We start from the raw sequence: 10,798 nt of genomic DNA, 5'->3' as shown, positions 1-10,798 counted from the left end.
CCCAAAAACGGCCCGGGGGGCCGGGGGGGGGTGCCCCCGGGGGGCGGGGGGGGGCCGCCCACGGCCGCCCGCGCCCGGTGAACCGGGACGGGCGGCTACAATAGGTGGCTTGCCACGTCATCGTATGGAGCCGCCATGCCCGTTTCTTCCTGCCCGCAGTGTTCGTCGCAGAACGTCTATCCCGACGGCGCGCTGTGGATCTGCGCCGACTGCGGCCACGAATGGACCCCGGGCGAAGCGGCCGAATCCGGCGTGGTGGTGCGCGACAGCAACGGCAACGTGCTGGTCGCCGGCGACACCGTCACCGTCATCAAGGACCTGAAGGTCAAGGGCTCGTCGATCCCGCTCAAGCAGGGCACGGTGATCCGCAACATCCGCCTGGTCGAGGACGACGCCGAGCACATCGAAGGCAACTCGGACAAGATCAAGGGCCTGGTGCTGAAAACCTGTTTCCTGCGCAAGGCCTGATCCTCGACGGGATGGCCCGCCAGCGGCGGGCCAAGCGTTGCAGCAGGCAAGGGACGGCGGAAATCCTGCTGCTTTCAATGTCCCGCATGGCCGGCGTTCAGCTTGCGCAGCGTATCGAGCTTGGCCTGGTAGATCGCACGAAGCCTGTCGGTTTTGCCGAGGGTGCGGGCCTGCTCCAGTTCGTGCGCTGCGCGGCGGTTGTCGCCGCTGAGGGAGTAAACGCGCGCCAGGCCGAAATGGAATTGATGGGCGGTGCCATATAGCCGTATGGCATGCCGGTAGTAGTGGATGGCAGTGGGATAGTCGGCGCGTCGCTCCGCCTCCACGCCCTGCATGAACTGGTAGAAGGGGTCATGTTCGCGTACGCGCTGCAGCTGTGCATTCAGCCTTGCAGCGCGATCGCCTTCCCCGATCCGCTGGTAGAGCAGACTGGCATTGGAGAGCGCGGAAGGCAGGCCCGGGTCGAGGGCCAGCGCATTGTCGAACGCGTGGACCGCTGCCGCGGTATTGCCTGAGCGGCGCTCGAGAACGCCCAGATTGTTCCATACCGGTGCGAAGCGCTTTTCCTGCTCCAGCGCCATGCGGAAATGCTCGCGGGCCGCGTCCATCTGCTGGGCAGCCAGGAGCTCGGCGCCTCGGTTGTTGTAGAAGTGGGCCAGGGCGCGCTGATCGCTGATCAGGCGGGGGCCACGCCGGTCGTACAGTACGTTCTGGTCAAGGTCCAGCGTGGCGTGGCGGCCGTTGATGCGCAGTCCGACATTGACGTGTCCGGCGTTGTAGACCACGCCCTGTTCCTGGTACCACATGACGACCTGTCCGACTTCCTGGACACGGGCGTCGATGCCGGCCTCGCGCGCCAAGGCGACGAAGAGCAGGGTGAAGGACAGGCAGTTGGCGCGGTGCTGGGTCCAGGCCTCGGCTACGGTCAACGTCGCCGCGGTGTCGTACTGCAGCGCCGTATCCGGGTCGACTTTCGCGTCCAGATTGCGTGGCTGGAAAACAAGGTCGACCAGCCGTTGCAGGCGCTGCTCGAGCGAGTTGGTCGGATTGACGATTTCCTCGCGTACCCGCTGTTTCAGTTCCGGAGGGATCGCCATGACCTGTTCGGGCGTCGGCGGCGTGGCCGGCGGCGCGACGTTGACTGCGGCAAGCAGGAGGAAAGCGTTCCAACCGATCATGGCGACCACCCGTGGATTGCTGCTGCTGCGCCAGTGTATGCCTGTCCCGGCGAGCCGGCGCATCCGGCGCGGAATCCACAGGCGATGCGGGCCGGCCGCTGGCAGAAATGCGGATGACCCGCGGCGGCCCCTGCGCGGCGGGCGTCGCGGAAGGCTGGCCGTGTTTTCGCCATGCGTCCTGCCGCCGGGGCGACAGGCGGCCCGGCACGCGACCGGGTCTGCTAGTATCCGCGCCCCAGACGAGGCCGGCCGCCGCATGCCGGCGTCCTCCCGCCGGCCGGCGTTTCCATTCGACCATGACGAAGTTCATTCCCTCCGCCGAGGCGCAGCTGTCGCTGGGCCTGGGCAGCGACATTCCCACCGAACGCCTGTTCTTCGCGGTGATGCCCGATCCGGCCACGGCCTGGCGCATCGCCGAACTGGCCGAGGGACTGCGCGGCGAACATGGCCTGGACGGGCGTCCGCTGGCGCGCGAGCGCCTGCACGTCACCCTGCACCACCTGGGCGATTACGCCGGCCTGCCGCCGAGCCTGCTGGCCAGGGTGCAGCAGGCCGCGGCGCGGGTGCGGATGCCGGAATTCGAGGTGTGCTTCGACGAAGTCGGCAGTTTCGCCGGTGGCCGCCAGCACCCGTTCGTGCTGCGCAGCGGACATGGCGCCGATCTGCTGCACGGCCTGCACCAGGAACTGGCGCGCTGCCTGCAGGGTATGGGCAGCCGCCCCGATCCGGCATTCACCCCGCACCTGACCCTGCTCTACGACAAGCGGCGCATGCCGCTGCAGCCGGTGCAGCCGATGCGCTGGCTGGTGCGCGAGTTCGTGCTGATCCGCAGTTATCTGGGGCAGACCCGCTACCAGCTGGAAGGACGCTGGTCGTTGGGGTGAGGCCTGTGGGCAGGCGTGCCTGATCCTGCAGGATCGGTGCGAGGTCGCGCCGGAGTCGCAGGCTGGCCTTTCGACAACGGCCGGGGCAGCCCTGCATGGGTTGCAGGCGCAAAGTCCGGGCGCGACCTGTCTCGCTCCCGCGGCACGGGGGTGCCTAGAATGGCCGCATGGACCTGATCCCGATGCCTCTGCCGCCGGGCCAACTGGCCGAGATCGAAGCGGCGCATATGCAGCCGCCGCGCGCGTACCACAACGTCGGCCATGTGCAGGCGTTGCTGCGCCACCATCGCGATGTGGCTGCCGGTCCCGGCTGGCGGCAGCCACGCGAGGTGGCGCTGGCGATGCTGTACCACGACGCGATCTATGAAGCCGGGCGCGGCGACAACGAAGCGCGTTCGGCGACCCTGGCGCGCGAGGCGATCGCGCGCTGGCTGCCCGATGCCGGCGTGGATGCGGAGCGGGTGGCGGCGCTGATCGAACTGACCGCGCGCCATGGCCGCCTGCGCGCCGACGAACTGGACTCGGATGCGGCGCTGTTCCTGGACAGCGACATGGCCATTCTTGGTGCACCGCCGGCGGTGTTCGACGTGTATGACCGTGGCATTGCCGAAGAGTATCGGGGCAAGGTTCCGGGATTCCTGTTCCGCCTCAACCGACGGCGTTTCCTGAAAGGTGTACTGGCTCAGCCGCGTATTTTCTTCAGTGATTTCTTCCACGGGCGCTATGACGCGCAGGCGCGGGAGAATCTGCGGCGGGTGACGGAGTAAGTCGGTATCCCGTCGTTGCCGTTGCCGTTGCTGCTTTTGGCTCTCGACTTCCTGTGGCCGTAGAGCGAGCCGAGCACCGCAGCGGGACAGGGGGCGAAGAGGCGCACGTGTCTGAGCGAAGCGAGTTGTGCGCCGTCCCCCTGGCCCGCGAGGAGCACAGGGGACCGAAGCGGCGTAGCCGTATCGGCTCGCGGCCCGGCCCGTGTTTCTTTGGGCCACGTTTCTTTGCACGAGCAAAGAAGAGCTTTTTCAACAGCCGAATGGCTGGTCAAGGTGGCTCGCGCCCCGAAGGGGAGCGAAAGCTCTTGATCCTGCTTCAGCCGTTGCTCGGGCTTTTCAAATACAAACGACAAGGGCCAAAGCACCCGCACAAAGCCAAGGCGTAAGCTTGAGAGCAAGGCTTTCACTCCTGCTTCGCAGGAGCGAGTTACTTCTCTTTGCTCGTGCAAAGAGAAGTAACCAAGAGAGGCGCTCTTCAACAGCCGAATGGCTGGTCAGCACGCCCCTGCCTCCGCGCCCAACGCGCTAAGCGCGTCGGGTCCACTCCGCCGGCGGGATTTTTCTACGCGACATCCATGTCGCGTAGAAAAACGGCGTGCATCCCTGCACGCCGCCCTTCAGGTTTTTCCCGCCGGCTCCGTCGCTGCGGAAGGGGACCCGGAAGTCAAAAGCAAGGAGCAAAAGCAAAATCACGGGCAACAGCAACAGCAACAGCAACAGCAACAGCAACAGCAACAGCAACAGCAACAGCTCAGCGGCCTCACTGGACCTCATGGCCTAGAATTGCTCCATCCTGTCTTGATGGCGGCCAAGCAGGCCGAAGCGATGAATCCGATCCCCATCCCCACGCCCGACCCGGACCCGCGGCCCACGCCGCCGGAGGAGCCCGGCCCCAACGAATGCTGCGGCAGCGGTTGCCCGTTGTGCGTGCTGGACCTGTATGCCGACGAACTGGTGCGCTACCGGCAGGCGCTGGCTGCATGGAAGCTGCGCCACCCGGAGGCGCAGGACTGACGCCGCGGCTTCGACGCCATTCCCGCTTCGGCAGGCGTAGGCTTGCCGTCTCTCCGGTCAAGGAAGTTCTCATGGCACATGCGTCGCTCGCTCTGCTGGTGGTGATGGCGTCGGGGCTGCTGGCTGCGCCGGCGCTGGCGCTGGAACCGGTCAGCCACGGCCGGTTCGAGCAGGTGCCGGTGCTGCTGCCCGACGGTCCGGTGCAGCGGGTGGTGCTGTGGTTCGCCGACGCAGGCGATGCGGCGCGGCGGCAGGCGCGCCTGCAGGCGCTGCGCCGCGATGGCGCGATGGTGGTGGACATCGATACCCGCCACCTGGCCCGGGTGCTGGCGAAGGAGGGTGGCAGCTGCGGGTTCTCCGCCGGCGACGTGGAGAATTTCTCGCGCTATGTGCAGGCCTACCTGCACGTGCCGACCTATCGCCTGCCGATCCTGGGCGGCGATGGCGACGGGGCGGCGCTGGCCTATGCGGTGTCGGCGCAGTCCGGCGCCGATGTATTCGCCGGCCTGCTCACCGAAGACTTCTGCCCCTCCCTGCACGAGTCCCGCATGATCTGCGGAGAGGGCACCCATGACGGCAAGCTGGTGCCGGTGGCCTTGGGCTTCCCGTGGCTGCAGGCTGCGCCGGGGAGGGGCCAGGCCTGTCCGGCGGCCGAGGTCGATGCCTTCCTGCAGGCGGTGCCGCTGGCGCGGCGCTTCCAGCGCAGCGCTTCCGGCAGCGCGATACCGGGTGAAGTCGCGGCGGCGCGCGTGCTCGGCGCGCAGCGCGGGGTGAGCCTGCCGCCGGTGCCGCACGAACTCGACGGCCTGCCGCTGGTGGAAGTTCCGGCCGCCGGCAACGGCGACACCTTCGCCGTGTTCGTTTCCGGCGACGGTGGCTGGGCGGGGCTGGACAAGGAGGTGGCCGGCGCGCTGGCGCAGGCCGGCATTCCGGTAGTGGGCGTGGATTCGCTGCGCTATTTCTGGAGCGAGCGCACGCCGGCCGGTTTTGCCGCCGACCTGGATCGAATCGCCCGCCACTACGCACGGCAGTGGCAGCGCCCGAACCTGATGCTGGTGGGTTTCTCCCAGGGCGCCGACGTGTTGCCGGCGGCGATCAACCGGCTGTCCACCGACACCGCGTCGATGCTGGCGATGACCGCCCTGCTGTCGGTGGGCACGCGCGCCGACTACGAATTCCACGTCAGCAACTGGCTGGGCGGCGGCAGCGACCGCGGGCTGCCGATCGCGCCGGAGATGCGCCGGCTGGCGGCCGCGCGTACCGTCTGCGTCTACGGCCAGGACGACGACGATGCGCTGTGCCCGCACCTGCCGGCCGGTTCGGCGCAGGTGGTGCGCCTGCCCGGCGACCACCACTTCGAAGGGGACTACGCCGGGCTGGCGCAGGTGATCCTGCAGCGGCTGCGCGGGCTCAGCTCGACTGCCGGCGCGGGTCCAGCGAAATGAGCCGGGTCACGTCCAGCAGCGCGGCGGGCAGGTGCACGCCGCCCGGCGCGGCGAGATAGCGCGGGCGCCATTCCGGGGCGAACTTGGACTTGAAGCGGCGCAGGCCGCCGAAGCCGTAGAAGCGCTCGCCATGGCGCGCGACAAGGTTGGCGAAGCGGTTCCAGCGCCCGGCCAGGCGGTGTTCGGCCAACCCGGTCAGCGGCGCCATGCCCAGCGAGAAACGCGTGTAGCCATTGGCCGCGCCCCACAGGAACAGTTCGATGAACAGGAAATCCATCGTGCCCTTGGGCGCATCGGGGCGATGCCGCATCAGGTCCACCGACAATTCCTGCGCGACCGGCGCCTGCCACAGGTTGGCGAAGGCCACGATCCGGCCGTCGGCCTCGACCAGCGCGACCGGGAAGCGGCACAGGTAGTCCGCGTCGAAGCTGCCGAGCGAGAAGCCCTTCTCGTCGCCGGCCTTTTCCTCCAGCCAGGCATCGGAGATCGCCGCCAGTTCCGGCAGCAGCGGCGCGACGTCCTCGGCCGGCACCACGCGGAAGCCCAGGCCGACGCGCCTGCCCTTGTTCCAGGCCTGGCGCAGGTCGGCGCGGGCGCTGCCCTCCAGGCTGAAGCCGGCCAGCGACACCATCGCTTCCTCGCCGAGCTTGACCAGGGTCAGGCCCAGGTCGAGGTAGGTCTGCCAGTACTGGTCGCCGGTCTGGTAGAACACCGGGCGCAGGCCGAGCCGGTCGGCTTCCTCGCGGAATTTCCAGATCAGCGCCCGCGCCGTGTCCGGCGGACCGACCGGGTCGCCCATCGACACCAGCGAACCGCCGTAGCGCTGCATCATCACGAAGCCATGGCCGTCCTCGCTGCGCAGGATCGCCTTGTCGCCGGTCATCGCCAGGCAGGCCTGGGTGTCGTGCGCGCGCGCCAGCAGCGGCCGCAACTGCTCGAGCAGCGCGCCATCGGGAACCGGCAGCGGCGTGCGCGTGCTGTGCAGCAGCCGCGCCAGCCCGAACACGATCACCACCATGCTGACCAGCAGCAGCGCGCGCAGGGCGCGCGGCGCGTTGCCGGAGGTGGCGAACTGCCACCACAGCTCGTTCTGGTATTCGACATGGCTGTAGACGAAGAACAGCAGCCACACCGTGGCCACCAGCACCAGCGCCACGTTGCGCAGCCACGGCCAGGACCAGGCCTCGTCCAGCAGCGCACCTTGGCGGTAGAACTCGCGCCGCGCCGCCCACAGCGCCACGGCCACCAGCGGCAGGGTCATCGCCACCAGCGCATGGCCGCCGCGCAGCCACGCCGGTATCGGCAGCACCACGCTCAGCGCCAGCGCGATCAGCCACGCCGCATGGCTGCGCCGCTGCAGGCCCTGGCCGATCAGCAACAGCAGCACGCCGCCCAGGCTGCCGAGCAGGTGCGAGGTCTCCACGATCGGCAGCGGCGCGTGCAGCGGGCGATGCCGCGGCACCGGCAGGGTGCCGTCAATCACCAGCAGCGCGCCGACCGCGAACACGGCCAGCGCGATGACCTGCGGCAGCCACGGGCGCAGCACGTTCCAGGCGGTGCTGGCGCCGCTGCGCAGCGGCCGGCGGATGCTGGCCAGCCCCGCCAGCAGGGCGGAGAGGAACAGCGGGACCAGGTAATAGGTGACGCGGTAAGCCACCGCCGCGGCGAGGATCGCGGCCGGCGCGAACTGCGGCAGCAGCTTGAGCAGGCTCCACTCGAACACGCCCAGCCCGGCCGGCACCGTGGAGACCAGCCCGGCCACCACCGCGACCAGGTAGAGCCCGACGAAGCCGATGTAGCCGACGCCGTCCTGCGCCGGCAACAGCACGTAGAACGCGGCCGAGGCCAGCCCCAGCTCCACCACGCTCAGCGCGGTGACTTCCAGCACCGTGCGCCGGTCCGGTATCCAGATGCGGTGGTCGCGCCAGCCAAGGCTGCGGCCGCCGCGGCCTACCGCCAGCCACATCGCGCCGAAGCCCAGCAGCAGGACGATGCCCAGCACCCGCACCAGCGGTGCGGCCAGCGGCAACGCCAACGCCGCGGCGCCCGGCTCCAGCCACAGCGCCAGGCCCAGCAGCACCCAGGCGCCGAACACGAAGCCCAGCGTGCTCATCAGCACGACCTGGCCGATCTCGGCCAGGCCGAGGCCGGCATTGCCGTAGCTGCGCACGCGGATCGCGCCGCCGGTGAGCGCGGCGAAGCCCAGGGTCTGCCCGGCGGCATGGGCGAGGAAGGCGGTGATCGCCACGCGGCTGGCCGGCAGGCGCCGGTTGGCGCGGCGCAGTCCGATCGCGTCGAAGCCGATCAGGCAACCGTAGCTGGCCATGCCCAGCAGCAGCGCCAGCCCCAGCTGCGGCCACGACAGCGCATGCATGGCGCCGCGGATCTGGCGGTAGCCGTGTTCGCTGAACTCGCCGGCCAGCGCATGCAGGGCCATGCCCATGATCGCCAGGGTGACGGCGACGGCGGCGAACCGGCGCCAGCCGGGAGTTGCGGGAGCGCTGGGTGCGGCGGGATCGGTCATGCGGGGTGGGCGGCAGGGCGCCATGGCGGCGCGGGAATGCCAAAGACTATCGGCATGGCGTGACGATGCTGGCAAGCGTGCGCGTGGCCTTCAGCCGGCGGACGGGCGGCGCGTGCGGATAAGCTGGGTCCTGCTCCTCCAGAAGAAACCTGCCTTGGCTCTGCCGCCACGATCGCTTCGGGATCCCGCACGCCTCGCTGCCGGGCTGGCGCTGGCCGCGCTGCTGCTGTTCGCCGGGACGGCGACCTGGCTGCAGTTCGCCCGCACCGACCTGGACTGGATGCGCGCCACGCTCAGCCTGTACCTGCACGGCCCGCATGGGCTGTGGCTGCGCGGCGCCTACTGCGTGCTGGCGGCGGCCATCGCCGTGCTTGCCATCGCGCTGCATGCGCGCCTGCGGGGAGCGGCGCGACGCGGCCTGCCGCTGGCCCTGTTCTGCGCCGCGGGCGTGGGCCTGGCCACGGTGGCGGTGGGCGACAGCTGGCTGCCGCAACGGGCGCCGCTGCTCGCGCCGCTGGTGCATGCGCTGGCCGCGCAGACGGCCTTCCTCTGCGTCACCACCGCGATGCTGCTGCAGGCCTGGTGCTTCGGTCGCGACCCGCGCTGGCGCGGTTTCCACCGCTTCGCCTGGTGGTGGGCCTGGCTGGCGTTCGCCGGCCTGTGGCTGCACGTGCTCTGGCGCGACACGCCGCGCGGGCTGGGGCAGAAGGCGGTGATCGCGCTGGTCGTCGCCTGGCTGGCGCGGGTGGCGCTGCAGCTGTGGCGGCAGCCGCGACGTCACGGCTGAAACCATCGGTTGCGGGCACAATGGGCGGCACATCCACCCACGGGAAATACCCATGATCGAGCGTTTCGATACCGGTCCGCGCATGTCGGAAATGACCATCCACCACGGCGTGGCCTATCTGGCCGGACAGGTGCCGGAAGACACCAGCGCCGACATCGTCGGCCAGACCGAGCAGGTGCTGCAGGCCATCGACGACCTGCTGCGGCTGGCGCCGACCGACAAGAGCCACATCCTGCGCGCGGAGATCTTCCTGGCCGACATCACGGATTTCGCCGGCATGAACCAGGCCTGGGACAAGTGGGTGCCCGAAGGCGCCACGCCGGCGCGCGCCACCGTGCAGGCCAGGCTCGCCAACCCGGCGTGGAAGATCGAGATCGTCGTCACCGCGGCGGTGCCGTAAGCGCCACAAGACGGCGGAAGGGGGGAGCAGGCCTCCCCCTTCCGTTCAGAACCGCAGCCAGCCGGTCAGCGCGTGCAGCAGCAGGCCGATCAGGCCGCCGACCAGGGTGCCGTTGAAGCGGATGTACTGCAGGTCGCGGCCCACGCTCAGTTCCAGCTGTTCGACCAGCTTGCGCTCGTCCCAGCCCTTCACCGTCTGCGCGATATGCGCGGTCACGCCGCTGCGCAGGCGCGTGGTGAGTTTCTCCGCGCCGGCCAGCATGTGCTGGTTGAGCGCGTCGCGCAGGGCCGGGTCGCGGCCGATGGCGGCGCCGAGCTTGCCCAGGTTGCGTTCCAGGTGGCCGGCCAACACCGAATCCTCGCGTGCGAGATCGGCGCGCAGCTGGCGCTGGATGCGCTGCCACAGCCCCTGCACGTAGTCCTGTAAGGCGGGATGGGCGATCGCCTGCTGCTTGAGCGCGTCCACCCGCGCGGCCAGCGCGGGATCCTCGCGCAGCCGCTGCATATAGCCGCCCAGCCAGCGCGCGTAGTCCTGGCGCAGCGGGTGCGCGGGCTGGGAGAGGATGGCCTGCAGTTCGTCCAGCCCGGCGCGGGCCAGGCGGTCGGCCAGCGAGTCGCCGATCTCGTCGATGGGCTTGACCCAGTCCACGGTGCTGGCCAGCTTCGGCCATTCCTTGCGGATGTAGCGCACGATCAGCGCCGAGGCGCGCTGGCGCACGGTCTCGCTGTCGAGCCAGCCGGCGACGCGGGTCAGGCCCTCGTCGAGCACGCGCTGGTGGCGGTCGTCGGCGGTGAGCAGGCCGAGCAGGTCGCCGGCGGTGGCCGCGGCGTTCCACTGCCGCAGCTGCTCGACCACGAAGCCCTGGATGGTGCGGCGCACGGCGGCCTCGTCCAGCAGGTCCAGCGCCTGCAGCGCCCAGCCGCGCGCCATGCCGGCCAGCATCCGCGCCTGCTGCGGCTGCGCCAGCCACTGGCCCAGGCGGGTGGCCGGGTCGAATACCTTCAGCCTGGCCAGCAGCGCTTCGGGCTCGAGGAAATGGTCGCGCACGAACACCGCCAGGCTGTCGGCGATGCGCGCCTTGTTGCGCGGGATGATCGCGGTATGCGGGATGGGCAGGTTGAGCGGGCGGCGGAACAGCGCCACCACCGCGAACCAGTCGGCCAGCGCGCCGACCGTGGCCGCCTCGCAGAACGCGCCCACCCACGCCCAGATGCCGCGCTCGCCATTGAGGTGGCTGACGACGAAGCCGGCCAGCATCGCCAGCAGCATCGCCAGCGCGTAAAGCTTGAGCCGGCGCAGCTGCGCGCGGCGCGGATCGGCCGCGGCCATGC

The 10,798-nt window shown here is 69.9% G+C and carries 11 protein-coding genes; 7 read left to right on the top strand and 4 right to left on the bottom strand.

All coding sequences use genetic code 11. From position 1 onward, the window contains the following. Positions 1-135 precede the first annotated feature (135 nt). Positions 136-468 (top strand): zinc ribbon domain-containing protein YjdM, encoded by a 333-nt coding sequence (locus QMX80_RS09395; RefSeq protein ID WP_055770145.1) that lies wholly within the window; start codon positions 136-138, stop codon positions 466-468. 74 nt (positions 469-542) lie between these two features. Here the strand turns inward: QMX80_RS09395 and QMX80_RS09390 are convergent, their stop codons facing one another. Further along, positions 543-1,646, bottom strand: a complete 1,104-nt coding sequence (locus tag QMX80_RS09390) for a tetratricopeptide repeat protein (RefSeq protein WP_282276659.1) — start codon at positions 1,644-1,646, stop codon at positions 543-545. A 296-nt stretch (positions 1,647-1,942) separates the two neighbouring features. Here QMX80_RS09390 and thpR point away from each other — a divergent pair, with 296 nt between their 5' ends. Together thpR and QMX80_RS09380 are read left to right on the top strand one after the other, a co-directional pair. Beyond that, on the top strand, positions 1,943-2,530 hold the full coding sequence (gene thpR / locus QMX80_RS09385; RefSeq protein ID WP_055770141.1) for an RNA 2',3'-cyclic phosphodiesterase: 588 nt from the start codon (positions 1,943-1,945) through the stop codon (positions 2,528-2,530). A 167-nt stretch (positions 2,531-2,697) separates the two neighbouring features. Further along, on the top strand, positions 2,698-3,297 hold the full coding sequence (locus tag QMX80_RS09380; RefSeq protein WP_282276658.1) for a hypothetical protein: 600 nt from the start codon (positions 2,698-2,700) through the stop codon (positions 3,295-3,297). A gap of 525 nt (positions 3,298-3,822) precedes the next feature. Here the strand turns inward: QMX80_RS09380 and QMX80_RS09375 are convergent. Continuing rightward, positions 3,823-4,071, bottom strand: a complete 249-nt coding sequence (locus QMX80_RS09375; RefSeq protein ID WP_282276657.1) for a hypothetical protein — start codon at positions 4,069-4,071, stop codon at positions 3,823-3,825. A 51-nt stretch (positions 4,072-4,122) separates the two neighbouring features. Here QMX80_RS09375 and QMX80_RS09370 point away from each other — a divergent pair, with 51 nt between their 5' ends. Both QMX80_RS09370 and QMX80_RS09365 read left to right on the top strand, forming a co-directional pair. Next, entirely contained in the window at positions 4,123-4,311 is a 189-nt protein-coding gene (locus QMX80_RS09370; protein ID WP_055770407.1) for an oxidoreductase-like domain-containing protein, read from the top strand. Positions 4,312-4,382: 71 nt separating this feature from the next. Beyond that, positions 4,383-5,756 carry an AcvB/VirJ family lysyl-phosphatidylglycerol hydrolase gene (locus QMX80_RS09365; RefSeq protein WP_282276656.1) on the top strand — a complete coding sequence of 458 codons (1,374 nt, stop codon included), beginning with the start codon at positions 4,383-4,385 and terminating at the stop codon, positions 5,754-5,756. Here the strand turns inward: QMX80_RS09365 and mprF are convergent. Next, on the bottom strand, positions 5,722-8,280 hold the full coding sequence (mprF, locus tag QMX80_RS09360; protein ID WP_282276654.1) for a bifunctional lysylphosphatidylglycerol flippase/synthetase MprF: 2,559 nt from the start codon (positions 8,278-8,280) through the stop codon (positions 5,722-5,724). The two genes, QMX80_RS09365 and mprF, sit on opposite strands and share 35 nt — an antisense overlap. Before the next feature lie 154 nt (positions 8,281-8,434). Here mprF and QMX80_RS09355 point away from each other — a divergent pair, with 154 nt between their 5' ends. Then, positions 8,435-9,067, top strand: a complete 633-nt coding sequence (locus QMX80_RS09355) for a DUF998 domain-containing protein (RefSeq protein ID WP_282276652.1) — start codon at positions 8,435-8,437, stop codon at positions 9,065-9,067. Between the two features lie 52 nt (positions 9,068-9,119). After that, complete coding sequence (locus tag QMX80_RS09350; RefSeq protein ID WP_282276651.1) at positions 9,120-9,467, top strand: RidA family protein; 348 nt, start codon at positions 9,120-9,122, stop codon at positions 9,465-9,467. A 45-nt stretch (positions 9,468-9,512) separates the two neighbouring features. Here the strand turns inward: QMX80_RS09350 and QMX80_RS09345 are convergent, their stop codons facing one another. Next, a complete protein-coding gene (locus QMX80_RS09345) occupies positions 9,513-10,796 on the bottom strand; it encodes a DUF445 family protein (RefSeq protein WP_055770123.1) in 1,284 nt (427 codons plus the stop codon). Between the last annotated feature and the right edge of the window lie 2 nt (positions 10,797-10,798).

Source organism: Stenotrophomonas sp. PS02297, from assembly GCF_029959705.1.
In the GTDB taxonomy this organism is placed as follows: Bacteria; Pseudomonadota; Gammaproteobacteria; order Xanthomonadales; family Xanthomonadaceae; genus Stenotrophomonas; species Stenotrophomonas nitritireducens.
Note: the sequence above shows the minus strand (reverse complement) of the source record. Positions and strands in the feature narration are given on the sequence as shown.